This is a genomic window from Thauera sp. K11 (assembly GCF_002354895.1).
Taxonomy (GTDB): domain Bacteria; phylum Pseudomonadota; class Gammaproteobacteria; order Burkholderiales; family Rhodocyclaceae; genus Thauera; species Thauera sinica.
Genome location: NZ_CP023439.1, coordinates 1,600,296 through 1,624,955, shown reverse-complemented (window position 1 = coordinate 1,624,955; position 24,660 = coordinate 1,600,296). Strand labels below are relative to the sequence as shown.

Sequence of the window (24,660 nt, the reverse complement as noted above, 5' to 3'; positions counted from 1 at the left end):
GGCGGCCTCTTGCTTTGGCGCATGGCGGCGGGCGCCGCTTCAGCCGCGCCGCGCGATCGACTCCAGCAAGCCCTGGATCGCGTCCTCGCACATGTCGAGCACCGCGTCGAAGCCCGTCGGCCCGCCGTAGTAAGGGTCGGGGACCTCGTCGAACTCACGGTTGCGGGCATACTCCATGAACAGCCCGAGACGCCCCCTGTAAAACTCCGGGCAGGTGCGCCGCATGATGTCGAGATGCCCGCGGTCCATCGCCAGCACCAGGTCGAAGCGCGCGAAATCGAGCGCCTCGATCTTGCGCGCGCGCAGCGCCGACAGATCGTAGCCGCGCCGGAGCGCCGCCTTCTGCGTGCGCGGATCGGGCGCCTCGCCGGCATGGTAGCCGTTGGTCCCTGCCGAATCGACCTCGATGCGGTCGCGGTAGCCGCCCACGTCGATGAAGTGGCGTGCCACCCCTTCCGCGGTCGGCGAACGGCAGATGTTACCCGTGCATACGAAGAGCACTCTCGTCATCACTCCTTCCTCCCTCCATCAGACACTGCCGTGCTGGTCTGCGCCAAATGCGCGCTGACGCAGCCTGAACAGCTCGTCGCGCGCCGCAGCGGCCTTCTCGAATTCCAGGTTGCGGGCGTGCTCCTGCATCTCCTTCTCGAGACGCTTGATCGCCCGCGCCAGCGCCTTTTCGTCCATCGTCGCATAGTCGGCTTCCTTGCCGGCCACGCGCGCGGCATCGCGCTTCGCGCCGTCGGCGTCGTAGACGCCGTCGATGATGTCCTTGATCCGCTTGGTCACCGACTTCGGCACGATGCCATGCGCCTCGTTGTGGGCGATCTGCTTCTGGCGGCGGCGCTCGGTCTCGCCGATCGCCGCCTTCATCGAATCGGTGATGCGATCCGCGTACAGGATGGCAGTGCCGTGCAGGTGGCGCGCCGCGCGGCCGATGGTCTGGATCAGCGAGCGTTCGGAGCGCAGGAAGCCCTCCTTGTCCGCATCGAGGATCGCCACCAGCGAGACTTCGGGAATGTCCAGCCCCTCGCGCAGCAGATTGATGCCCACCAGCACGTCGAATTCGCCCAGGCGCAGGTCGCGGATGATCTCCACCCGCTCCACGGTATCGATGTCCGAATGCAGGTAGCGCACGCGGATGCCGTTGTCGGCGAGATAGTCGGTGAGGTCTTCGGCCATGCGCTTGGTCAGCACCGTGACCAGCACCCGCTCCTGCACCGCCAGGCGATTCTTGATCTCCGACAGCAAGTCGTCGACCTGGGTCATCGCCGGCCGCACCTCGACGAGCGGATCGACCAGCCCGGTCGGACGCACCACCTGTTCCACGACCTGCCCCTGGTGCCGGGCCTCGTAGTCGGCCGGCGTGGCCGACACGAAGATGGTCTGCGGCATCAGGCGCTCGAACTCGTCGAACTTCAGCGGCCGGTTGTCTAGCGCCGACGGCAGGCGAAAGCCGTAGCCGACGAGGTTTTCCTTGCGCGAGCGGTCGCCCTTGTACATGCCGCCGACCTGGCCGATGGCGACGTGGGATTCGTCGACGAACAGCAGCGCGTCCGGCGGCAGATAGTCGATCAGCGTCGGCGGCGGCTCGCCCGCAGCGCGGCCGGAAAGATGGCGGGAATAGTTCTCGATGCCCTTGCAGAAGCCCATCTCGTTGAGCATCTCGATGTCGAAGCGGGTGCGCTGCTCCAGGCGCTGCGCCTCCACCAGCTTGCCTTCGCGCTGGAAGAGAGCGATGCGCTCGCGCAGTTCCTCCTTGATCGCCTCGAGCGCCTTCAGCACGGTGGCGCGCGGCGTCACGTAGTGGCTGGACGGATACACGGTGAAGCGCGCGAGCCGGTGCTTGAGGTGGCCGGTGAGCGGATCGAACAGCGTCAGGTGTTCGATCTCGTCGTCGAACATCTCGATGCGCACCGCCAGTTCGGCATTTTCCGCCGGGAACACGTCGATCACGTCGCCGCGCACGCGGAAGGTGCCGCGGCGGAAGTCGATGTCGGCGCGGGTGTACTGCATCGCCACCAGGCGCTGGATCAGGTCGCGGTGCGCCATGCGCTCACCTTCGCGCAGGTGCAGGATCATCGCGTGGTAATCGACCGGGTCGCCGATGCCGTAGATGCACGACACGGTGGCGACGATCACCACGTCGCGCCGCTCCATCAGGCTCTTCGTCGCCGACAGCCGCATCTGCTCGATGTGCTCGTTGATCGACGAGTCCTTCTCGATGAACAGGTCGCGCGACGGCACGTAGGCTTCGGGCTGGTAGTAGTCGTAGTAGCTGACGAAGTACTCGACCGCATTCTCCGGCAGGAACTCCCTGAACTCCGCGTACAACTGCGCCGCCAGCGTCTTGTTCGGCGCCAGCACCAGCGCCGGCCGCCCCATGCGGGCGATGACGTTGGCCATGGTGTAGGTCTTGCCCGAACCGGTGGCCCCGAGCAGGGTCTGGAACAGCAGCCCGTCCCCGATCCCCTCGCACAGCAGGCGGATGGCCTCCGGCTGGTCGCCGGCAGGCGGAAAGGGCTGGTGCAGGCGGAACGGACTGCCGTCGAACGTCAGCACCTCTCCGCTGCCTCCGGGTGCATCATCGGGGGTCTTCGCCTCGCTACTGCCTTGACTCGCCATGCTAAAATTCCCGCTCGTTTTCCGGCTGCATGCCCCGATCCGGTGCGCGCACGCGAAAGCAGTGATTATTTCCCAAATCGCGTCTCAAGGCACGGCTTACCGTCGGCTGCGGCGCGCATGAACCGCCAGCACAACTGGAACAACTGGAGTCGATATGTCCGCTTCGATCTTCGCCGCCGTCGAGATGGCGCCCCGTGACCCGATCCTCGGCCTGAACGAGTCCTTTGCCGCCGACGCCCGCAGCGAGAAGGTCAACCTCGGCGTGGGCGTGTATTACGACGACAACGGCAAGATCCCGCTGCTCGCCGCGGTGCGCACCGCCGAGAAGGCCCGCCTCGAGGCCGCCCCGGCGCGCGGCTACCAGCCGATCGAAGGCCCCGCCGCCTACAACGGCGCGGTGCAGAACCTGCTGTTCGGCACGGACTCCGCCCTCCTCGCCGACGGCAAGGTCGTCACCGCGCAGGCGCTCGGCGGCACCGGCGCGCTGAAGATCGGCGCCGACTACATCAGGCGCCTGCTGCCGGGCGCCACGGTGTACATCTCCGACCCGAGCTGGGAAAACCACCGCGCGCTGTTCGAGGCCGCCGGCTTCCCGGTGGAAAACTACCCCTATTACGAAGCCGGGACGCGCGGCGTGAACTTCGCCGGCATGAAGGCCAGGCTCGACACGCTGCAGCCCGGCTCGGTCGTCGTCCTCCACGCCTGCTGCCACAACCCCACCGGCGCCGACCTCAGCGACGCGCAGTGGAACGAGGTGGTCGAGGTCTGCCGCGCCCGCGGCCTCGTGCCCTTCCTCGACATGGCCTACCAGGGCTTTGCCGACGGCATCGAGCCCGACGCCGTCGCGGTCCGCGCCTTCTCGGCCAGCGGCCTGCAGTTCTTCATCTCCAGCTCGTTCTCGAAGAGCTTCTCGCTGTACGGCGAGCGCGTCGGCGCGCTGTCGATCGTCACCGCCGGCAAGGACGAATCCGCCCGCGTGCTGTCGCAGCTCAAGCGCGTGATCCGCACCAACTACTCCAACCCGCCGACCCATGGCGGCGCGATCGTCGCGGCGGTGCTCAACTCCGCCGAACTGCGCCAGATGTGGGAAGACGAACTGGGCGGCATGCGCGACCGCATCCGCGCCATGCGCACCGGCCTGGTCGAGCAACTGAAGGCCGAGGGCGTGGCGCAGGATTTCTCCTTCGTCGTCAAGCAGCGCGGCATGTTCTCCTACACCGGCCTCAGCGCCGCGCAGGTCGAGTCGCTGAAGAGCGACTTCGGCATCTACGCGGTGTCGACCGGCCGCATCTGCCTCGCCGCGCTGAATTCGAAGAACATCGGCTACGTGGCGAAGGCGATCGCGCAGGTCGTGAAGGCTTGAGCCGCAAGGCATGACGACGACGAGAAATCGTCGTCGTTTCCTTGACGAAGCGGTGCGCTCTGCCTAAAATGCGCGCCTCTGTTCCCCGATAGCTCAGTCGGTAGAGCGCCGGACTGTTAATCCGTAGGTCCCTGGTTCGAGCCCAGGTCGGGGAGCCAAAGTTTCAGGATGTGGCGTTTCGCGGAGAAACGCCATGTCGGCAGCAAAGCCGCGCAACGGCAATCGCCGTGCGGCACTCGAGCAAGACACAGGCAGCACCCCAAGCAACACGATTCCCCGATAGCTCAGTCGGTAGAGCGCCGGACTGTTAATCCGTAGGTCCCTGGTTCGAGCCCAGGTCGGGGAGCCAGATACGAAAAGCCGATCGTCTCATGACGATCGGCTTTTCCTTTTCTCGTGCTGCTCCCTGCCGGCTCACGACGCGCCGTGGCGCTGCCGGTGCTGGTGGCCGAGCGGCTTGTGTCCCTCGGCGTCTTCGTGGGCGCGCCGTGCCGCGGCCATCTCCGCGAGCACCGTCGCCACCTTGTGGTTCAACGTGCCGCGCGGGATCACGCCCTTGGCATCGGGCTCGCCGGCGGGCACGCCGGTCAGCACCGTCATCGCCTCGTCCACCGTGCGGATGGCATGGATGTGGAACAGGCCGTCGCGCGCCGCCTGCACCACGTCCTCGCGCAGCATCAGGTGGCGCACGCTTGCCGCCGGGATCACCACCGCGTGGCTGCCGTCCAGCCCGCGCGCCTTGCACAGGTCGAAGAAGCCCTCGACCTTCTCGTTCACGCCGCCGATCACCTGGACCTCGCCGAACTGGTTCACCGACCCGGTGATCGCGAAGCGCTGCCGGATCGGCACCTGGGCGAGCGCCGACAGCAGCGCGCACAGTTCCGCGAGCGAGGCGGAATCGCCCTCCACCATGCCGTAGGACTGCTCGAAGACCAGGCTGGCCGACAGCGACAGCGGCTGGTGCCGCGCATAGCGGGAGGCGAGGAAGGCGGACAGGATCATCACGCCCTTGGAGTGGATCGCGCCGCCCAGTTCGGCCTCGCGCTCGATGTCGACCACGTCGCCCTCGCCCAGGCGCACCGTCGCCGTGATGCGCACCGGATAACCGAAGCGCTCGCCGGCCAGTTCCACCACCACCAGGCCGTTGATCTGGCCCGAACGCTCGCCGGCGGTCGAGATGAGCGTCGTGCCGTCGAGCATGGATTCGCGCACGCGCAGCGGGTAGCGGCTGCAGCGCCGCGCGCGCGCGGCGAGCGCCGCCTCGACCTCGTCGCGCCCCGTCGCCTCGCGGCCGTTCATGCGGGCGTGATGGTCCGCCTCCCGCATCAGGTCGGACAGGAAGCGCGTGTTGAGAGACAGCTTTTCGGCATCCTCGGCCAGCCGCGCACCCTCCTCGATCAGCCGCGCCACGCCGCTGCGGTCGATCGGCAAGAGATCGGCGCCGCGCGCGAGCAGTGCCATCAGGCGGGCGTACTCGTATTCGTTTTCCGGCGTGCGCGGCAGGTCGTCCTCGAAATCGGCGGCCACCTTGAACAGGTCGGCGAATTCGGGGTCGTTCTCCATCAGCAGGTAGTAGAGTTCGCGGTCGCCGATCAGCACGACCTTCACCGCGCACGGCACGGCCTGCGGTTCCAGGGTGAGCGCGCCGCTCCAGCCCTGCGCTTCGGCAGGCGGCTCGATGCGGATCTCGCCGGAACGCAGGCTGCGCTTGAGCCCCTCCCAGGCGAAGGGCTGCGTCAGAAGGCGCTCGGCGTCGATGACGAGGTATCCGCCGCTGGCGCGATGCAGCGCGCCGGCGCGGATCATGTTGAAGTGCGTGACCTGCACGCCCTGCAGCACCACGTGCTCGATGCGGCCGATCAGGTTGCCGTAGCCGGGGTTGTTCTCGAACACCACCGGCGCGCCCTGCGTGGCGGCGTGGTCGACCAGCAGCTTGACCTGGTAGCGGTGGAAACGCATGGTTTCCTCCGGCTCGCTGGTGTCCTCGTCTTCCTCGTCCTGCGGAATGCCGTTGACCGCGTAGCCGAGCACGTCCTGGCTGACGGCATCGAGAAAGCTCAGCACCTCGGGCAGGTCGGCATGGCGCTCGCGCACCTCGCGCAGCAGGTGCGACACCGCGGGGCCCAGCGCCTCCTGCTCGGCGCGGGCGATCGATTCGCGCAGCGCCTTGCGCCAGCCGGGAAACTCGTTCAGCAGGTCTTCGAGCTTGTCGCTCCAGCCGGCCACGCGCGTCTCGATGTCGTCGCGCTCCTGCTGCGGCAGGGCCTCGAAGGCTGCGGACGACAGCACCTCGCCGTCGCGCGAGGGCGCGAACACGAAGCCGTCGGGCGTCTGCAGCAGCGAGATGCCCTCGGCGCCGCACGCCTGGCCGAGTTCGCGCAGCGTGTTTTCTTCGCGCGCCTTGTGGTTGTTCTGCAGCGCCTCCACGCGGTCGCTGTGGGTATCGCTGCCGAGGGCGGCTTCCACCGCCGGGCCCAGTTCGCGGATGAAGGTCTGCATCTGCGCGCGCAGCACGGCGCCGCGGCCCGCCGGCAGCATCAGCAGCCGCGGGTGCAGCGGTTCGTCGAAGTTGTGCAGGTAGCACAGGTCCGGCGGCACCGGCTCGGCGGCGGCGCGGGAGCGCAGCAGGCGGAAGGTGGTGGCGTGCTTGCCGCTTCCGGGCTCGCCGAGCACGAAGACGTGATAGCCGCTGTGGCCCATCGCCAGGCCGAAGTGGAGCGCCTCCACGGCGCGGGCCTGGCCGAGGTCGCCCGCATGGTCGGCCAGCGAGGCGGTGGAATCGAAGTCGAAGCGGGCCGGGTCGCAACTCGCGCGCAGGGCGGTTGCAGGAAGCGGCGCAAGATCGGCCATGTTGTTGTTCTCCTGGTGCCGAGAAAGTCTGGCGGTACGCCGTGTCGTGGCCGCCATCTTCACCTCCAAGCGCGGCGCAGGGCAAGCGCCTTGCACGCGTCCCGGGCGCCCGCCGATAATCGAATCATTCCCCGGCGAAACGGTCGACGCCATCGAGGGCCTGCCCGATTGATACCGGACAATGCGCCGCATCCCGTGCGCGGGCACCATCCGGCCACCTGACCGCGCGAGCGCCGTTTTTCCATGAAAGTCTTCCCCATCCGCGAGGCGGCGACCACTCTCTTCCTGCCCGAAGGCGCCGCACCGCGCCCGGGCGGCCCCGTGCTCGACCGCCGCGGACGCAACCTGCGGGATCTGCGCATCTCCGTCACCGACCGCTGCAACTTCCGCTGCATCTACTGCATGCCGCGCGAGGTGTTCGGCGAAGACCACCCTTTCCTGCCGCGCGAGGCGCTGCTGAGCTTCGAGGAGATCACCCGCGTGGCGCGCCGGTTCGTCGCGCTGGGCGTGCGCAAGATCCGCATCACCGGCGGCGAGCCGCTGCTGCGCAAGGATGTGGACCGGCTGATCGCGATGCTGGCCGGGATCGGCGGCGTCGAACTCACCCTCACCACCAACGGCGCGCTGCTGTCCAGGCTCGCCCAGCGGCTGAAGGCCGCCGGGCTGCACCGCGTCACGGTCAGCCTCGACGCGCTCGACGATGCGACCTTCCAGCGCATGAGCGACACCGACCTGCCGGTGTCCCGCGTGCTGGAAGGCATCGACGCGGCGCACGAGGCCGGATTGGGCCCGATCAAGGTCAACATGGTCGTCAAGCGCGGCACCAACGACCACTGCATCGAGGCGATGGCGCGCCACTTCCGCGGCAGCGGCCACATCCTGCGCTTCATCGAGTTCATGGACGTCGGCGGCTCCAACGGCTGGAAAATGGACGAGGTGCTGCCCTCGCGCGAGGTCATCGCACGCATCGGCCGCCTGTTCCCGCTCGAACCCGTCGATCCGAACTACGCCGGCGAAGTCGCCGAGCGCTGGCGCTACAGGGACGGCGCGGGCGAGATCGGCGTGATCTCCTCGGTCACGCGGGCCTTCTGTTCGGGCTGTACCCGCATGCGGCTGTCCACCGAGGGCAAGCTATACACCTGCTTGTTCGCGCGGAGCGGCCACGACCTGCGGGCCTTGCTGCGCGGCGGTGCCGGCGACGATCGGCTCGACGCCGCCATCGCCGCGGTCTGGCAGCGGCGCGAGGATCGCTACTCGGAAATCCGCACCGCCGCCACCGCGGCGACGCAGAAGATCGAGATGTCCTACATCGGAGGGTGAGGCCAGCCATGCGCATCGGTATTCCGAAAGAGATCAAGATGCACGAGTACCGCGTCGGCGCCACGCCGCACGGCGTGCGGGAACTCGTCGCCCACGGCCACGAGGTGCTGGTCGAGCAGGGCGCCGGCGCCGCGATCGGCCTGACCGACGAGCAATACCTCGCCGCCGGCGCCGAACTGGCCGATACGGCGGAGGAGGTCTTCGCGCGCGGCGAACTGATCGTCAAGGTCAAGGAGCCGCAACCACATGAATGCCGCTGGCTGCGCGGCGATCAGGTGCTGTTCACCTACCTGCACCTTGCCGCCGACCCGCAGCAGGCCAGGCTGCTGCTCGATGCCGGGATCACCGCCATCGCCTACGAGACGGTGACCGGCCCGTCGGGCGGCCTGCCCCTGCTCGCGCCGATGAGCGAGGTCGCCGGGCGCATGGCGATCCAGGCCGGCGCCACCTGTCTCGAGAAGCCGCGCGGCGGCTCGGGCGTGCTGCTGGCCGGCGTGCCGGGCGTGGCGCCCGGCAGGGTGGTGATCCTGGGCGGCGGCGTCGTCGGCTGCAACGCGGCGCGCATGGCGATCGGCATGGGCGCGGACGTCGTCATCGCCGATCCGTCGATCGACCGCCTGCGCCGCCTGGACGAACTCTTCGCCGGCACCGTCGGTACCCGCCACGCCACCGCCGGCATGATCGAGGCCCTGGTGCTGAAGGCCGATCTCGTCATCGGCGCCGCGCTCGTCCCCGGAGGGCGCACGCCGCGCCTGGTGCCGCGCGACTGGCTGTCCCGCATGCGGCCGGGCTCGGTGATGGTCGACGTGTCGATCGACCAGGGCGGCTGCTTCGAGACCAGCCGCCCGACCACGCATGCCGACCCGACCTACGTCGTCGATGGCATCGTGCATTACTGCGTGGCCAACATGCCGGGCGCGGTCGCCCGCACGTCCACGTTCGCGCTCGACAACGCCACCCTGCCCTTCGTCCTCGCGCTCGCCGGCAAGGGCTGGCGGCGCGCCTTCGCGGACGACCCGCATCTGGCCGCCGGACTCAACCTGCAAGGTGGTAAAGTCGCGCATCCCGCCGTCGCGGCGGCGCTCGAAGGGGCCTGATCCGCGGGCGGCGCGGCAAGGGCATCGCCCGTCTCCACTCCAGCCCGGCCCCGGCGGCCACATCGAAATTGCAGAGCGCCCGTTCGATTCCCTACCCCGGCCTCCACGCCGACACGCCCGCCGAACGCCCGTGGGTGGTACTCAAGCAGACCCTGCTCGTCGCCACGCTGATCGTCGTTCCGCTGTTCTACACCCTCGTGCCGCCGCTCGAGGACTACCCGAACCACCTCGCGCGCATGTTCGCGCTCGCCCGGCTTCCGGGCAGCGACACGCTGTCCGGCTTCTACGAGACCGCCTGGGCGCCGATCCCCAACCTCATCATGGATCTGACCGTGCCGCGGCTGGCATCGTGGGTCGGGATCTATGCCGCCGGACGCATCTTCATCGGCGCCACCCTGCTGCTCCTGCTGCTGGGCCCGATGTTCCTGCACCGCACCCTGTACGGCAACTGGTCCGCCTGGCCCCTGGTGGGAGGGCTCTTCGTCTACAACGGCTTCCTCTTCGTCGGGCTGATGAACTACCTGTTCGGCGTCGGCGTGGCCGTCTTCGGCCTGGCCGCGTGGATACGGCTATCGGATCGCCGGCTCCCCGTCCGGGCGCTGGCCAGCCTGGCCTTCTGCGCCGTCCTCTACGTCTGCCACCTGTCCGCCCTCGGGCTCTACGGCCTGGGCATCGCCAGCTTCGAAGCGTGGCGGCTGTGGACCGCCCGCCCGTCCAGGCCCGGCAGGGTGGCCGCCAGCGTGCTGGCGCTGGGGCTGCCCTTCCTGCCTTTCCTGTATCTGCTGCTGCACAGCCCGACCTGGGGGCTGGCGCGGGAAAACGTGTGGGAAGCGCAGGGCAAGTTCGCGGCGGTGATCCGCTTTCTGTCCGTCTATTCGGATCTGGTCGACATCCCCTTCCTCGCGCTGATCGTGGGGGCCATCGTCGTCGCCATCCGCCGCGGCCTGGTGCGCTTCCACCGCGCCGGGATGATCGTCGCCGCCGTGCTGACCCTCGCCTTCCTGGCAATGCCGCGCATGGCCTTCGGTTCGTGGATGGCGGACGAGCGGCTCGTCGTCGGCATCTTCTTCATGACACTGGGCTTCATCTCGACCGACCTGCGCAAGCTCGAAGGGCAGAACGCCTTCTTCGCCATCTGCCTGGCGACGATCGCCTTCCGCGTGGTGGACGTGTCGGTGAACTGGTCGTCGATCTCGCAGCCGCTGCTCGAACTGCGCAACTCCATCCGCACGATGCAGCCCGGCTCCCGACTGCTCGTCACCCAGGCCGACAACCTGCCCGACGGCGCGATCGGCGCCGCCATGTCGCACGCCCCCACGCTGGCGGTCATCGAACGCTCCGCGCTGGTGTCGCGGCTGTTCGTCGTCCCCGGCAAGCAGATCCTGCACGCGCGCGAGGGCTATCGCGGGCACGTGGATACCGAGGACGGCGAAACGCCGACGATCAGCCAGGCGATACTCGCGATCCACGCCACGGCTCCGGACGGCGAAAGGCACTACTGGGACGGCTGGCCCGATTTCTACGATTACCTGGTCGTCCTCGGCACCGATCCCGACGAGTGGGAAAACCCGGCGCCGCAACTGCTGCAACCGGTCCACAACGGGAACGGCTTCGCCTTCTACAGGATCAGGCGGAAGGGCTGACGCCTCCTCCCGCGGCGCGAAACGCAACGCCGGCCGGCGGCCGCCCTCATTGCCTGCGCATCATCTCGCGGATCATCGCCGAGAACTGCTCCGCCGTCTCGTGGCGTACCAAGGCCGGCCCGATGAGCGGCGGCAGCCAGAAGCCGGGCTCCACCTCGGCATGGTAGCGGAGGCGGGTGCCGGTGCTCTCTTCCTCGAGCAGCATGACGCTGTCCATGCTGCGGACGTTTCCGCCTGTGCCGTGGGCGCGGATCTCGCGCAGGGGCTTGAGGGTGAATTCGCGCACGAAGTCGAAGCGGACGGAGAAGGGGCCGTACGTGGCCTGCCCTTCCTGCCTCACCTTGACCACCGCGCCGCTGCGCTCGAGGACCTCGCTGAGGCGCAGGTTGGGCACGAAGCCGGGCATGTGCTCGAAATCGGTCAGCACCGCCCAGGCGCGCTGCACGTCGACCGGCGCGTGCGCCACCATGTCCACGGTGAAATGATCCCCCGCCCGCTCGACGCGCACGTCGCCGTCGGCCACCGCGTCGGCCTCGGCAGCGCATGCCGTCCCGCCCGCGGCGAGCGCACAGAAGAAGATCAGGATGAAGGGAACGTGCCGCATGCGATTCTCCCCGGATGGCGTTTTCGCGTAACCTGCCGCCCATGCTAATCCACCTCCCTGCCCCGCGAACGCGATGCGCCTGCTGCTGATCGAGGACGACCCGATGATCGGCGCCGGCGTGCAGCAGGCATTGCGCGGCGAAGGCTATTCCGTCGACTGGGTGCGCGACGGCGTCGCCGCCGAGCTTGCCGTCGCCGACAACCCCTACGAACTGCTGCTGCTCGATCTCGGCCTGCCGCGGCGCGACGGCATCGAACTGCTGCAACGGCTGCGCGGTGCCGGCCATGCCGTGCCGGTGCTGGTCATGACCGCCCGCGACGCGGTCGCCGACCGGGTCCGCGGCCTCGATGCCGGTGCCGACGACTACCTCGTCAAACCCTTCGACCTCGACGAACTCGGCGCACGCATACGGGCGCTGCTGCGCCGCCGCCGCGGCACCGCGGCGCCGCTGATCACGCTCGGTGCGCTGCAGGTCGATCCGGCCGCCCACCGCGTCACCCTGGAGGGCGCGCCGGTCCGCCTGTCGGCGCGCGAATTCTCGCTGCTGTGCGCCCTGCTCGAACAGCCCGGCAAACCGCTGTCGCGCGCGCAACTGGAGGAACGCATCTACGGCTGGGACGAGGAAGTCGAGAGCAATACGGTGGAGGTCCACATCCACGCCCTGCGGCGCAAGCTCGGTTCCGGATGGGTCCGCAACCTGCGCGGCGTGGGCTACTACGTGCCGGTGCAGCCGTGAACGCAGGCGCCGCCGCCCGCCCCCGCCCCGTCGCCGCCGCGGCGGCGAACCCCGGCAGGCCCCGATGAACTCCCTGCGCCGCACCCTGCTGCTGTCCCTGCTGGCGGCGCTCGCCGCCGTCTTCCTGAGCGGCGGGCTGGCGACCTTCGTCGCGGCGCGGGCGGAAATCGACGGCCTCATGGATTACCAGTTGCGCCAGCTCGCCCTGTCGCTGCGCGACCAGCAGTTCGGCCGGCCGAACGCCGCACCGCTCGCGCCGCCGGAAGAATCGCTCGACTTCGTCATCCAGGTCTGGGACAGCAGCGGCGTGCAGCTCTACCTGTCGCGCCCGCACAGCACCCTGCCCTCGCTCGCCCAGCTCGGCTACAGCACCGTGAGAACCTCGGAGGGCGACTGGCGCGTGTTCTCGATCCCGCTGCTCGACCGCGTGATCCAGGTCGCCCAGCCGATGTCGGTGCGCAGCCGCATGGCGGCCGATGCCGCGCTGCGCACGCTGATCCCGCTGCTGGCGGTGATCCCGCTGTTCGGCGCCCTCATCTGGTATCTCGTCGGCCGCGGGCTGCGGCCGCTGGAACGCCTCGCGCGCGACGTCGCCACGCGCCGCCCGGACTCGCTCGAACCGCTGCGCGCCGAGCACGTTCCCGACGAGGCGCGCCCGCTGGTCCATGCGCTGAACCACCTGCTCGACCGGCTGGACCAGGCCCTCGCCGCGCAGCGTGCCTTCGTCGCCGACGCCGCGCACGAACTGCGCACCCCGCTCGCCGCGCTGCAGATCCAGTTGCATCTATGCGAGCGCGCCGGCGACCCCCAGGCGCGCGCCGCCGCCCTCGGCGAACTGCGCGCCGGCCTCCAGCGCGCCACCCACATGGTCCAGCAGTTGCTGACCCTGGCCCGCCAGGAGCCGGGCGCCGCCGCACCGGCGCACGCGCCGGTGATGCTGGCCGACGTCGCACGCCGGACGCTGGCCGACCATGCGCCGCTGGCGGAGGCGCGCCGCATCGACCTCGGTGCGGAGGCGCTGGACGATCGACTCGCGGTGCTGGGCGATGCCGCCGCGCTGCGCACCCTCGCCGGCAACCTGATCGACAACGCCATCCGCTACACGCCGGAAGGCGGGCGCATCGACGTCGGCGTGCGCCGGGACGACGGCGACCCGCTCTGCTGGCTGTACGTATCCGACAGCGGCCCGGGCATCCCGCCCGCGGAGCGCGAGCGGGTACTCGACCGCTTCTACCGCCGCGCGGGCCAGGAACAGACCGGCTCCGGCCTGGGGCTCGCGATCGTGCGCAGCATTGCCGAACGGCACGGCGCCCGGCTCGTGCTCGACGCCTCGCCGCTGGGCGGCCTGCGCGTGGCGGTGGGCTTTCCGCCCGCCGCCGCGGCCGGCTGACCCTGCCTTCCGCCTTAAGTTTTCCTTAAGCCAGCCTCCCTTAGCCTGCAGGCGTCGCGGGCGGTGCTCGCCCGCTCCAGCATAAGGAGGCAGACATGAAAGCCACGGTCATCAAGTTCGGCATTCTCTCGACCGCCATCGCAAGCATCTTCCTGGGCGCCTACGAAGGAGCGCGCTTCGCCGGCACGGCGCATGCCGAATCCGCTGCGCCCGCCTTCGCCGCCGCGCCGGCCGGCGCGGCCACCGCCGCGCCCCCGCTGTCCCTGCCCGACTTCGGCAGCATCGTGGAACGCTACGGTCCGGCGGTGGTAAACATCAGCGTCGAAGGCACGGTCAAGGCCAGCGCGCGCACACAGTCGCCCTTCGGCAACATCGACCCCGACGACCCGTTCTACGACTTCCTGCGCCGCTTCGGGCCGCAGTTCCAGGTGCCGCAGGGCGAACAGATCAAGCGCGGCATGGGTTCGGGCTTCATCGTCAGCCCCGGCGGCGTGATCCTGACCAATGCCCACGTGGTCGAGGATGCGAACCAGGTCACCGTCAAGCTCACCGACAAGCGCGAGTTCAAGGCCAAGGTGCTCGGCGTCGACAAGCCGACCGACATCGCGGTCCTCAAGATCGATGCGCACGACCTGCCCACCGTTCCGCTCGGCGATCCGGCGCAGACCAAGGTGGGCGACTGGGTGCTCGCCATCGGCTCGCCCTTCGGCTTCGAGAACAGCGTGACGGCGGGCATCGTGTCCGCCAAGTCGCGCTCCCTGCCCGACGAGGGCTACGTGCCCTTCATCCAGACCGACGTCGCCATCAATCCGGGCAACTCGGGCGGGCCGCTGCTCAACCTGAAGGGCGAGGTGGTGGGCATCAATTCGCAGATCTACAGCCGTTCGGGCGGCTACCAGGGCCTGTCGTTCGCGATCCCGATCAACGTCGCCGCGCAGATCAAGGACCAGTTGCTCGCGCACGGCAAGGTCACCCGCGGCCGGCTCGGCGTCGCCATCCAGGACGTCAATCAGGGCCTTGCCGAATCCTTCGGCCTCGACGCCGCGCGCGGCGCGCTCGTGAGCCGGGTCGAAGCCGACAGCCCGGCGGCCAGGGCCGGCCTGGAGGCGGGCGACGTCATCCTGAAGTTCGATGGCGAAGCGGTCGCCTCGTCGGCCGAACTGCCGTCCAGGGTCGCGGCGGTCAAGCCGGGCAAGCCGGTGGCGCTGGAAGTCTGGCACAAGGGCAAGACGCGCTCGCTGACCGTCACCGTGGACGAGATGAAAACCGCCGAGGCCGCGGGCGAAGACGCCGCCTCGCCCGACCGCGGCCGGCTCGGCGTCGCGGTGCGGCCGCTCAGCCCGCAGGAACGGCAGCAGGCCGAGGCCCAGGGCGGACTGCTGGTGCTCGATGCCGGCGGACCGGCGGCGCGCGCCGGCATCGAGGGCGGCGACGTGATCCTCGCGGTGAACGGCAGGCCGGTCGCCAGCGCGGACGAACTGCGCAAGCAGGTCGCCGGAGCCGGCAAGCACGTCGCGCTGCTGATCCAGCGCAACGAGGCCCGCATCTTCGTGCCGATCGAACTCGGCTGATCCACGACTTCCACGCACCGGCGGCCGCAGCGGCCGCCACCCGATACGGAGACAGGCATGAAAGGCAGACACCGGATTTCCCGCCGCGCGATCAAGCGCTTTCTGCAACTGGCCGCCACCGCCTTCGCCATCGGCGTCGGCACCACGCCCGCACTCGCCGACGACAGCGCCCGGCAGCCGGCGACCGACAGCCGCGACGACGATGCGCACACCGACGATGCCGCGGCCGAGGCGCGGCACGGCTATCGGCACCGCTTCGCACTCGCCGGCATGGCGGCGGGTGCGCACGCGCCCGGTGGCGCCCTCGCCCATCTGCGCGTGCTCGACGCCGGCGGCCGCAAGGTCGTGCATCTCGCCCTTCATGGCGACAGCATGGTGGGACCGCTGGCACACGGCAGCTACACCGTGCTGCTGCGCGCCAACGGCCTGACCGAGGTGCATCGCATCCGCATCGGCAGCGATACGCTGCCCTATCTGCACTTCACCGAAACGATCTAGAGTGCACCCCCGCAGTTCCCCGCAGCCGAACCACGACCGCCGTCCCGCCGCCTCCGCCCCGATGGCAGGGGCCGGGCGGACAACCTTCCGAAGGAGCACACGATGTCCCGCCTGATCGCCGCAATCCTGACCGGCCTCGCCATCAGCAACCTCGCCCTCGCCCAGGCGCCGGCCGCACCGGCCGAGGCTGCCGCACCCGCCGCCGCCGCGCCCGCGGCAGCCTCGGGCTGCGAGTCCCGCGCAGTGGACAAGAACGGCAAGCCGCTGGCCGGGGCAGCGCGCGCCTCGTTCATGAAGAAGTGCAATGCCGAAGCGGGTGCAGGCTGCGCGGCGCGCGCCGTCGACAAGAACGGCAAAGCGCTGGCCGGAGCGGCCCGCAACTCGTTCATCAAGAAGTGCGAAGCGGGCGCGAAGGCCGCCTCCCGCTGACGGACCGCCGCCGGCGGCCGCGCGAAGCGCCGGCTCAGTCGCCGGTTCCGGCGCGGCTGGACGAACTGCCCGCCCCGCCGGCTTCGCCCGGCCCCGCGGGCAGTTCGTCCAGCCGCGCCGATTCTATCGTGTGGAAATGCGCGCTGATCTTGCGGCTCGAGGTCTGCACGTCTTGCACATCCTTGTTCGCCTGCTCGATGTGGCGCGCGAGCGCATTCATGCGCTCGTCGAAGCGGTGGAAATCCTTCGCCAGCTTGCCGAGCGCATCCTTGATGACGTGGATCTGCCTGCGCGTCTCGACGTCCTTGAGTACCGCGCGGGCGGTGTTGAGCACCGCCATCAGCGTGGTCGGCGACACGATCCACACGCGCTTCTGCTGCGCATGGGCGACCACTTCCGGATGGTAGGCATGCACCTCGGCAAACACCGCCTCCGCCGGCAGGAACATCACCGCGCCGTCCGAAGTCACGCCGGGCAGGATGTACTTCGACGCGATCGCATCCACGTGCCGCCGCACGTCGGCACGGAAAGCCTGCTGCGCCGCGCGCCGCCCGGGCTCGCCCAGCGATGAATCGAACATGCGGTGGTAGTTCTCGAGCGGAAACTTGGCGTCCACCGCCACCTGCCCGGTCGGCGGCGGCAGCGTGAGCACGCAGTCGGCCCGCGTGCCGTTCGGCAGCGCCGCCTGGAATTCATAGGCATCGGGCGGCAGCGCGTTCTGCACCAGCGCCTCAAGCTGGACCTCGCCGAAGGCGCCGCGCGCGCGCTTGTCGCCCAGCAGTTCCTGCAGGCTGACGACGTTGGTGGTGAGGCCGTCGATCTTCTTCTGCGCCTCGTCGATCGTCGCCAGCCGCGCCATCACGCTGGCGAAGGTCTCGTTGGTCTTGCGGAACCCCTCGTCGAGGCGCTGGTTCACATGGCCGGCGATGCTTTCCAGGCGGCCATCGACGCTGCGGGTCAGCACCTGGATGCTGCGCGACAACTGCACCGAGGCGGCGGCCAGGCCGCGCTGCAGCAGCTCGCGGTCGGCGCGCGCGTGCTCGCCGATGCGGTCGGTCTGGCGGCCCAGCCCCTCGTGCAGGTCGCGCAGCAGGGCGCGATGCTGCTCGCCCAGGTTCAGCGCCAGTTGTTCGCCGAGTTCGTCGCCCAGGCGTTCGGCCAGTTCGTCACGCAGGCGCGACAGCCGGAACACGGTCCACGACAGCAACAGAAGCGCCACGCCGAGCAGCGCGGCAAGGAGGATCTCGGTCTGCGTCATCGGGCCGTGGGTCAGGCCAGCGCCCGGAGGCTCGCCAGCGGCGGACGCGACAGCAGGCCGCGGGTGCCGAGCCAGCCGCCCGCCACCACGCCGCCGGCACCGAGCACGGTCGCCGCCAGCAGCGGCAGCACGCCCGGCACGTAGGCCATCTTGAACACGTAATGCGCCAGCGCCCAGCCGATGGCGCTGGCGCCGATGCCGGCGAGCAGCCCGGCCACTCCGCCGAGGACGACGAATTCCGCGAGCAGGGCCTGCCGCACCTGGCGATTGCGCGCGCCCAGCGTGCGCAGCATCGCGAGTTCGTATTCGCGCTCGTCGTGCGTCGCCTGCAGCGCGGCATACAGGACCATCAGTCCGGCCAGCACGGCGAAGCCGAACACGAACTGCACGATCACGATCAGCCGGTCGGTCATGCCCTGCACCTGCGCCAGCACCGCGGTGATGTCGATCACCGACAGGTTGGGAAAGGCATGCACCAGCCGGGCGACGAAATCGTGGTCCGAGGCCGGCAGATGGAAGCTGGTGATCAGGCTGGCGGGCGCGCCGTCGAGCACGCCCTCGGAAGCGACGAAGAAGAAATTGACCCGCATCGAATCCCAGTCGAGCGTGCGCACGCTGGTGATCGGCGCCTCCACCGCGCGTCCGGCCACGTCGAAGCTCACCACGTCGCCGATCTTGAGCCCGAAGGTCTCGGCCAGGCCCTTCTCCACCGAGAACTGCGGCGTGCGCGCCGCGCCGTGCCAGCGCCCGCCGATCACCGTGTTGCCGCCGGGCAGCGCCGCAGAATAGGACAGGTTGAACTCCCGCTCGACGAGCCGGCGCGTGCGCTCGTCCGCATAGGATCCGTGGGCCACCGGCGTGCCGTTGATCGCCGTCATGCGCCCGCGGATCATCGGCTCGATGCCGGGCACCGGCAGGCCGGCGGCGGCGAACAGTTGGCGCACGCCCTCGCGCTGGTCGGGCTGGATGTTGATGACGAAGCGGTTGGGCGCATCCGGCGGCGCCATGCGGCGCCAGTTGTCGAGCAGGTCGGAGCGGATCAGCGTCAGCAGCAGGAGCGCGGTCATGCCCAGGCCGAGGGCGGCGGCCTGCACCACGCTGCCGCCCACCCGCCGGCCGAGCGAGGCGACGCCGTAGCGCCAGCCGCCGCCGCGCAGGCTGCCCTGCCCCTTGAGCCGCGCGGCCAGCCCCAGCACCCACCATGCCGCCAGGGCGAAGACTCCCAGCGCCGCGGCGAACCCGCCCGCGACCATCAGGCCCAGGCGCACGTCGGCGGCGATCCAGAAGACCAGCGCCAGCAGGGCCGCGAGGCCGAACGCCCAGGCCGCGCCGGACACCGGCTCGGCGGCGCTGAACTCGCGCCGCAGCACGCGCAGGGTCGGCACCTTGCCCAGCCGCAGCAACTGCGGAAGCACGAAGCCCGCCAGCAGCACCATGCCCACCGCCACGCCGTGCGCAAGCGGCAGCAGCGACGGCGCCGGCAGTTCGGTGGCGAGGATCTCGCGCAGGCCGCCGGCCAGACCCCACTGCACCGCCCAGCCGATGGCCGAGCCGAGCACCGCGGCCAGCAGGCCGAAGATCAGGAACTCGCCGATGAAGATGCCCAGCACCTGCGCCTGCCGCGCCCCGAGGCAGCGCAGCACCGCGCAGCCGTCGAGGTGGCGCTGCATGAAGCGGCGCGCCGACAGGCCGACCGCCACCGCGGCGAGGATCACCGCCAGCAGCGCCGCCAGGCGCAGGAAGCGCTGTGCCTGGTCGAGCGAGGCGCGCACCTCGGGCCGCGCATTTTCTATCGTCTCCACCGCCTGTCCACGGCCCAGCCTGGTGCGCGCCCATTGCTCGAAGCCGGCCACCGCCTCGGGGGTGCCGGCTACGTGCAGGCGCCAGTTGGCGCGGCTGCCTTCGACCAACAGCCCGGTCGCCGCGAGGTCGGACAGGTTGAAGATCGCGCGCGGCAACAGGCTGAAGAAATTCGCGCCGCGATCCGACTCGAAGCTGACCATGCCGCCGACGCGGAACTCGACCTCGCCGAAGCCGACGCGCTCGCCGGCCTTCACGCCCAGATCGGCGAACAGGCGTTCGTCCAGCCATACCTCGCCCGGCCCGGGCGCCCGCCCGGCGATGGCGTCGGGCTGGTTCGGCCCCGGCGCGATGCGCACCGCGCCGCGCAGCGGATACCCCGCGTCCACCGCCTTGACGCCGGCCAGCACGGCGGTCTCCGCGGTGCTGGCCATGCTGGTGAACAGCACCGTGGTCGCCGTCTCCAGTCCGCGCCGGCGGGCCTCGTCGGCGAAGGACGGCGGCCACGGCCGGTCGGCACGCAGCAGCAGGTCGCCGCCGAGCAACTGGTTGGCCTCGCGGTCCAGCGCCCGCCCGACGCGGTCGGCGAGAAAACCGACGCTGGCGAGGCTGGCGACCGCGATCACGATCGCCAGCCCGAGCAGGTGGAGTTCGCCTGCGCGCAGGTCGCGCAGCATCATGCGCAAGGCAAGCCGGAGTGTTCTCATGTCGTCGGGAAGGTGCGCCGCGTGGTCCGCGCCTCAGCCGCCGTGCGGCAGCAGGCGTCGCGCGAGTTCGGCCCAGTAGGCCACGCCGGTGGGGATCACGTCGTCGTTGAAGTCGTAGTTCGGGTTGTGCAGCGTGCAGCCGCCCTCGCCCGGACCATTGCCGATCCACACGTAGGCGCCCGGCTTGTGCTGCAGGAAGAAGGCGAAATCCTCCGCCCCCAGGCTGGGCCGCGCCGAAGTGCTGACGCGCCCGGCGCCGACCAGCGCGCGCGCGGCCGCGGCGCACTCCCCGGCCTCGGCCGCAGTGTTGATCGTCGGCGGGTAGCCGCGGCGGTATTCGAAGTCGATGCGCACGCCATGGGCGGCGGCAATGCCCTCGCACATGCGCCGCAGCGCCGCCTCGACGCGGTCCTGCACCCCGGCGGAAAAAGCGCGCACCGTGCCGCACAGCTCGGCACGGTCGGGAATCACGTTGTACGCCTCCCCGGCGTGGAACTGGGTGATCGACACCACCGCCGCATCGACCGGGTCCAGCATGCGCGACACGATGGTCTGCGCCGCCAGCACCAGCGCCGCCGCGGCCGGCATGGGATCGGCGCCCAGGTGCGGCATCGCCGCGTGGGCGCCGACGCCGAACACGCGGATGTCGAAGCGGTCCGCGCTCGCCATCACCGGGCCGGAATGCACCGCGAAGGTGCCCGCTTCCAGGCCGGGCCAGTTGTGCATGCCGAACACCGCCTCCATCGGAAAACGGTCGAACAGGCCGTCGGCGATCATCTCGCGCGCGCCGCCTTCGCCTTCTTCCGCCGGCTGGAAGATCAGGTACACCACGCCGTCGAAATCGCGCCGCGCCGCCAGCACTTCCGCCGCGCCGAGCAGCATGGTCGTGTGGCCGTCGTGGCCGCAGGCGTGCATGCAGCCCTGCACCGTGGAGCGGTGGGCGAAGTCGTTGCGCTCGGTGATCGGCAGTGCGTCCATGTCGGCGCGCAGGCCGATCGCGCGCAGCCCGCGCCCGCCGCGCACCACGCCCACCACGCCGGTGCCGCCGATGCCGCGGTGGGTCTCGATGCCCAGCGCCTCGAGGTGGCGCGCGACCAGATCTGCCGTGCGGTGCTCGTCGAAGGCCAGCTCGGGATGCGCATGGATGTCGCGCCGGATCGCGGTGAGCTTGGCATGATGGGGCCGGATGCTTTCGATGACGCTCATGGCTGCACCAGTCGGAATCTGTGGCGGGTGGTCGAGTTTATTACAAAGCCGGGTCCAGGCCGCGACCGGCAGCCTGCCGCACGCAACGGCGCGCGGGCCCACTACAATCCACCTCGCCCGCCGCGCCCGCCGCGCCCGCCGCGCCCGCCCTGGGGAGACCATGGCGGGCGCCGGCCGGTTCCTCGGCGCGGGGAAACCCGTCGCCGCGTCCGCCGACCGCGCGCCGCTGGGCCTCCCGGCCGACCGCCCTGAAACCGCCGCCGCGAAACTCTCACCGTGAAGCTCCCGCAGTGAAGCTCTATTACGCCGACCACTTCGTGCTGCCCCTGCCCGCCGGGCACCGCTTTCCGATGGAGAAGTATTCGCGCCTGCGGGAGCGCCTGTCCGCCAGCGGCGTCTTCGCCGCGTCGGATTTCCGCGTGCCGGACGCCGCCGGCGACACCGAGATCCTGCGCGCGCACGACGCCGGCTATCTCGCCCGCATCGTCGCCGGCACGCTGGACGCCGCCCAGATGCGGCGCATCGGCTTTCCGTGGTCGCCGGAGATGGTGGAGCGCTCGCGCCGCTCCGCCGGGGCGACGCTGGCCGCCTGCCGCAGCGCGCTCGAAGCGGGCGAAGGCTGCGCGGCCAACCTCGCCGGCGGCACGCACCACGCGCACCGCGACTTCGGCTCGGGCTTCTGCGTGTTCAACGACGCCGCGATCGCCGCCCTGGCGATGCGCGCCGAGGGCCGCGCGCGCCGCATCGCGATCATCGACTGCGACGTGCACCAGGGCGACGGCAGCGCCGCCATCCTCGCGCACGAGCCCGAGGTCTTCACCTGCAGCCTGCACGGCGCCAGGAACTTTCCCTTCCACAAGCAGGCGAGCGATCTCGACATCGAACTGCCCGACGGCACCGGCGACGCTGCCTACCTGGCGGCGCTCGACGGCGCGCTCGGGCGCATCTTCGACGGCTTTCGCCCCGACCTGGCGATCTATCTCGCCGGCGCCGACCCCTACGAGGGCGACCGCCTCGGCCGCCTGTCGCTCAGCATGGCCGGCCTGGCCGCACGCGACGAGCGCGTGCTCGGAACCTGCCGCATGGCCGGCGTGCCGGTGGCGATCGCGATGGCCGGCGGCTACGCCAGCCCAATCGACGACACCGTGGCGATCCATGCCGGCACCGTGCTGGCCGCCGCGCGGCTGTTCGGCGCAGGCGGCAACGGGGGAATCGCGCCCGATGCCTGATTCCCGGCAGCCGCCCGCCACGGATGGCTGGACGCTGCTCGGCGTCGACTTCACCTCGGCGCCGCGGCGGCAAAAGCCGATCACCGCCGCCATCGGCCGGCTGGCCAGCGGCACGCTCGTCCTCGAACACGTCGAGGCGCTGCCGGACTGGCCTTCGTTCGAGGCGCTGCTGGCGCGGCCCGGCCCCTGGCTGGGCGGCTTCGACTTCCCCTTCGGCCTGCCGCGCGAAGCCGTCGCCGATCTGGGCTGGCCGCAGGACTGGCCGGCGCTGGTGCGGCACTGCGCCGCGCTCGGACGCGGCGGCTTTCGCGCCGCGCTCGACGGCCATCGCCGGAGCCGCCCGGCCGGAAGACGCTACGCGCACCGCGCCACCGATCTGCCGGCACGCTCGCACAGCCCGCTGAAGCTGGTGAATCCGCCGGTGGGGCTGATGTTTCTCGAGGGCGCGCCGCGACTGCTGGCCGCGGGTGTCACGGTTGCCGGCATCCTGGCCGCCGATCCGCTGCGGATCGCGCTCGAAGCCTATCCGGGGCTGCTCGCCCGCCGCATCACCACCGCCCCGTACAAGAGCGACGACAGGGCGAAGCAGACGGCGGCGCGGCGCGACAGCCGCGCCTGCATCGTGCAGGCGCTGCAGGCCGGCCACGCACCGCAGCGCCCTCCGCTGGCCGCGACCGGTGCCCTGCCGTCGCAACTGGTCGACGACGCATCGGGCGACCATCTGGACGCGGCGCTCGCCCTCGTCCAGGCGGCGGCCGCGCTGCGCGCGGGGGCGCCGAACTTCGGCCTGCCCGCCGGGGTCGATACACTCGAGGGCTGGATCGCCGGCGCCTGACGGTCACACTCCGCCGCCCGACGCGTCCGGCGGCGGACGAAACACGGATCGCCGCACGTCCGAAGCGCGCTATGCTCGATGTTCCGCCCCGATGCCCGCCGATCCGACCATGGCCGAATCCCCGATGTCCGATGCTCCCATTCCTGCGGTCGCTCCGCACTGGCCCCCGGTCCCGGCCTGCTACGGCTGGCTGTCCCTCGACCGCCGCGGCGGCTGGCGCCTGCAGCGCGAACCGGTGCGGCATCAGGGCTTCGTCGCCTTCCTGAACGCGCATTACGGAACGGATGGCAGCGGCGCCTGGCTGGTGCGCAACGGCCCGCAGAAGGTGTTCGTGGCGCTCGACTACACGCCGTGGGTGCTGCGGCTCGAAACCGACGGCCGGCTGACGACCCATACCGGCGCCGACGCCGGACGCATCGACACCGTCCATATCGACGACGAAGGCAACGTCCTGCTGCATGCCGGATGCGGCATCGGCCTGCTCGACGACCGCGACCTGCCGCGCCTTCTCGCGCAATGCCGCCTGGCCGACGGCGCCCCCGCCGGCGACGATGCGCTGATCGCCCTGCTGGCCGCCACGGCGGCGCCGGCAGACGTTCCCGCCGTGCGCTGGCGGAACCTGGCCGTGCAGCCCATCCGCCGCGCCGAGGTCGCGCAGCGCTTCGGTTTCGTGCCGGCCCCGGCGCCCGACCCCGCGCCCGGTTCCGTTCCATGAGCGACGCACGCCAGCCTGCTCCGCCCGTCACGGCGAGCTTTCGCTTCTACGAGGAACTGAACGACTTCCTCGCACCGCATCATCGCCGCCAGGAGTTCCCTGCGTGCTGCGCACGCGCGGCGACGGTCAAGCACATGATCGAGGCACTGGGCGTACCGCACACCGAGGTGGAACTGGTGCTGGTCAACGGGGAATCGTCCACCTTCGACCGTCCGCTGCAAGACGGCGACCGCGTGTCGGTCTATCCGCGCTTCGAGACCTTCGACATCACGCCGCTGTTGCGCGTGCGCGACCACCCGCTGCGGCAGACCCGCTTCATCGCCGACGCCCACCTCGGCGGCCTCGCCCACCTGCTGCGCCTGACCGGCTTCGACACGCTGTACGACAACCACTACGCCGACGACGAGATCGAGGCCATCGCCGCACGCGACGCCCGCATCGTGCTGACCCGCGACCGCGAACTGCTCAAGCGCCGCACGATCACCCACGGCTGCTTCGTGCATGCGCTCAAGCCGGCACTGCAGGTGGCCGAGATCTTCGACCGCCTCGACCTCGCGCGCAGCGCCCGCCCCTTCACGCTGTGCCTGGAATGCAACGCGCCGCTGCACACGATCGACAAGGCCCTGGTCGCGGACCGGCTCCCCGCCGGCGTGCGCGAGCGGCACGCGCGCTTCAGCACCTGCGACCTGTGCCGGCGCATCTTCTGGGAAGGCTCGCACTGGCAGCACATGCGCACCCTCGTCGCCCACCTGCTGCCGCACGGCTGAAGCCCGCCGCTGCGCGG

Annotated in this window: 20 protein-coding genes and 2 tRNA genes; 15 read left to right on the top strand and 7 right to left on the bottom strand. The window is 70.6% G+C overall.

Features of this window, described 5'->3' with window-relative positions; translation table 11 throughout:
* Positions 1–39: 39 nt before the first annotated feature.
* The gene (locus tag CCZ27_RS07155) at positions 40–510 is read right to left on the bottom strand and encodes a low molecular weight protein-tyrosine-phosphatase (protein ID WP_096446852.1); all 471 of its coding nucleotides are present in this window, start codon (positions 508–510) and stop codon (positions 40–42) included.
* An 18-nt stretch (positions 511–528) separates the two neighbouring features.
* Positions 529–2,625 carry an excinuclease ABC subunit UvrB gene (uvrB, locus tag CCZ27_RS07150; protein WP_096446850.1) on the bottom strand — a complete coding sequence of 699 codons (2,097 nt, stop codon included), beginning with the start codon at positions 2,623–2,625 and terminating at the stop codon, positions 529–531.
* Between the two features lie 154 nt (positions 2,626–2,779).
* On the opposite strand from uvrB, the gene CCZ27_RS07145 reads away from it, so the two are divergent.
* The 3 genes from CCZ27_RS07145 (at position 2,780) to CCZ27_RS07135 (ending at position 4,337) form a co-directional block, all read left to right on the top strand.
* Positions 2,780–3,988 carry an amino acid aminotransferase gene (locus CCZ27_RS07145; RefSeq protein WP_096446848.1) on the top strand — a complete coding sequence of 403 codons (1,209 nt, stop codon included), beginning with the start codon at positions 2,780–2,782 and terminating at the stop codon, positions 3,986–3,988.
* Between the two features lie 82 nt (positions 3,989–4,070).
* Positions 4,071–4,146, top strand: a tRNA-Asn gene (locus CCZ27_RS07140).
* A gap of 115 nt (positions 4,147–4,261) precedes the next feature.
* A tRNA-Asn gene (locus CCZ27_RS07135) sits at positions 4,262–4,337 on the top strand.
* 65 nt (positions 4,338–4,402) lie between these two features.
* Here the strand turns inward: CCZ27_RS07135 and CCZ27_RS07130 are convergent.
* Positions 4,403–6,838 (bottom strand): Lon protease family protein, encoded by a 2,436-nt coding sequence (locus tag CCZ27_RS07130; RefSeq protein ID WP_096446846.1) that lies wholly within the window; start codon positions 6,836–6,838, stop codon positions 4,403–4,405.
* 243 nt (positions 6,839–7,081) lie between these two features.
* Here CCZ27_RS07130 and moaA point away from each other — a divergent pair, with 243 nt between their 5' ends.
* From moaA to CCZ27_RS07115, 3 genes are all read left to right on the top strand, one after another.
* Complete coding sequence (moaA, locus tag CCZ27_RS07125; RefSeq protein WP_096446844.1) at positions 7,082–8,158, top strand: GTP 3',8-cyclase MoaA; 1,077 nt, start codon at positions 7,082–7,084, stop codon at positions 8,156–8,158.
* An 8-nt stretch (positions 8,159–8,166) separates the two neighbouring features.
* On the top strand, positions 8,167–9,255 hold the full coding sequence (gene ald / locus CCZ27_RS07120; protein ID WP_096446842.1) for an alanine dehydrogenase: 1,089 nt from the start codon (positions 8,167–8,169) through the stop codon (positions 9,253–9,255).
* A gap of 68 nt (positions 9,256–9,323) precedes the next feature.
* A complete protein-coding gene (locus CCZ27_RS07115) occupies positions 9,324–10,898 on the top strand; it encodes a hypothetical protein (RefSeq protein ID WP_096446840.1) in 1,575 nt (524 codons plus the stop codon).
* A 46-nt stretch (positions 10,899–10,944) separates the two neighbouring features.
* Here CCZ27_RS07115 and CCZ27_RS07110 read toward each other — a convergent pair whose 3' ends face one another.
* Complete coding sequence (locus CCZ27_RS07110) at positions 10,945–11,502, bottom strand: SRPBCC family protein (protein WP_096446838.1); 558 nt, start codon at positions 11,500–11,502, stop codon at positions 10,945–10,947.
* Positions 11,503–11,575: 73 nt separating this feature from the next.
* On the opposite strand from CCZ27_RS07110, the gene CCZ27_RS07105 reads away from it, so the two are divergent.
* The 5 genes from CCZ27_RS07105 (at position 11,576) to CCZ27_RS07085 (ending at position 16,126) form a co-directional block, all read left to right on the top strand.
* Positions 11,576–12,238, top strand: a complete 663-nt coding sequence (locus tag CCZ27_RS07105; protein WP_096446835.1) for a response regulator — start codon at positions 11,576–11,578, stop codon at positions 12,236–12,238.
* A gap of 64 nt (positions 12,239–12,302) precedes the next feature.
* A complete protein-coding gene (locus tag CCZ27_RS07100; RefSeq protein ID WP_096446833.1) occupies positions 12,303–13,628 on the top strand; it encodes an ATP-binding protein in 1,326 nt (441 codons plus the stop codon).
* A 95-nt stretch (positions 13,629–13,723) separates the two neighbouring features.
* Positions 13,724–15,199 (top strand): DegQ family serine endoprotease, encoded by a 1,476-nt coding sequence (locus CCZ27_RS07095; protein ID WP_096446831.1) that lies wholly within the window; start codon positions 13,724–13,726, stop codon positions 15,197–15,199.
* Between the two features lie 57 nt (positions 15,200–15,256).
* Positions 15,257–15,697 carry a hypothetical protein gene (locus CCZ27_RS07090; protein ID WP_096446829.1) on the top strand — a complete coding sequence of 147 codons (441 nt, stop codon included), beginning with the start codon at positions 15,257–15,259 and terminating at the stop codon, positions 15,695–15,697.
* Positions 15,698–15,799: 102 nt separating this feature from the next.
* Positions 15,800–16,126, top strand: a complete 327-nt coding sequence (locus tag CCZ27_RS07085; RefSeq protein ID WP_096446827.1) for a hypothetical protein — start codon at positions 15,800–15,802, stop codon at positions 16,124–16,126.
* A 34-nt stretch (positions 16,127–16,160) separates the two neighbouring features.
* Here CCZ27_RS07085 and CCZ27_RS07080 read toward each other — a convergent pair whose 3' ends face one another.
* The 3 genes from CCZ27_RS07080 to CCZ27_RS07070 are packed head-to-tail and all read right to left on the bottom strand — an operon-like array spanning position 16,161 to position 21,097.
* Entirely contained in the window at positions 16,161–17,384 is a 1,224-nt protein-coding gene (locus CCZ27_RS07080; protein WP_096446825.1) for a DNA recombination protein RmuC, read from the bottom strand.
* An 11-nt stretch (positions 17,385–17,395) separates the two neighbouring features.
* Positions 17,396–19,891, bottom strand: a complete 2,496-nt coding sequence (locus tag CCZ27_RS07075; protein WP_096446823.1) for an ABC transporter permease — start codon at positions 19,889–19,891, stop codon at positions 17,396–17,398.
* Between the two features lie 33 nt (positions 19,892–19,924).
* Positions 19,925–21,097: a M20 aminoacylase family protein gene (locus tag CCZ27_RS07070; protein WP_096446821.1), complete on the bottom strand. Its 1,173-nt coding sequence runs from the start codon at positions 21,095–21,097 to the stop codon at positions 19,925–19,927.
* A 290-nt stretch (positions 21,098–21,387) separates the two neighbouring features.
* Here CCZ27_RS07070 and CCZ27_RS07065 point away from each other — a divergent pair, with 290 nt between their 5' ends.
* The 4 genes from CCZ27_RS07065 (at position 21,388) to CCZ27_RS07050 (ending at position 24,643) form a co-directional block, all read left to right on the top strand.
* Positions 21,388–22,326 (top strand): histone deacetylase family protein, encoded by a 939-nt coding sequence (locus tag CCZ27_RS07065; protein WP_096446819.1) that lies wholly within the window; start codon positions 21,388–21,390, stop codon positions 22,324–22,326.
* Positions 22,319–23,161, top strand: coding sequence for a DUF429 domain-containing protein (locus tag CCZ27_RS07060; protein WP_096452300.1), 843 nt, complete (start codon positions 22,319–22,321; stop codon positions 23,159–23,161). Before CCZ27_RS07065 ends, CCZ27_RS07060 begins: the two co-directional genes overlap by 8 nt.
* Before the next feature lie 124 nt (positions 23,162–23,285).
* Positions 23,286–23,876, top strand: coding sequence for a DUF2946 family protein (locus CCZ27_RS07055; protein ID WP_096452298.1), 591 nt, complete (start codon positions 23,286–23,288; stop codon positions 23,874–23,876).
* Entirely contained in the window at positions 23,873–24,643 is a 771-nt protein-coding gene (locus CCZ27_RS07050; RefSeq protein WP_096446817.1) for a Mut7-C RNAse domain-containing protein, read from the top strand. Before CCZ27_RS07055 ends, CCZ27_RS07050 begins: the two co-directional genes overlap by 4 nt.
* Positions 24,644–24,660: the final 17 nt, after the last annotated feature.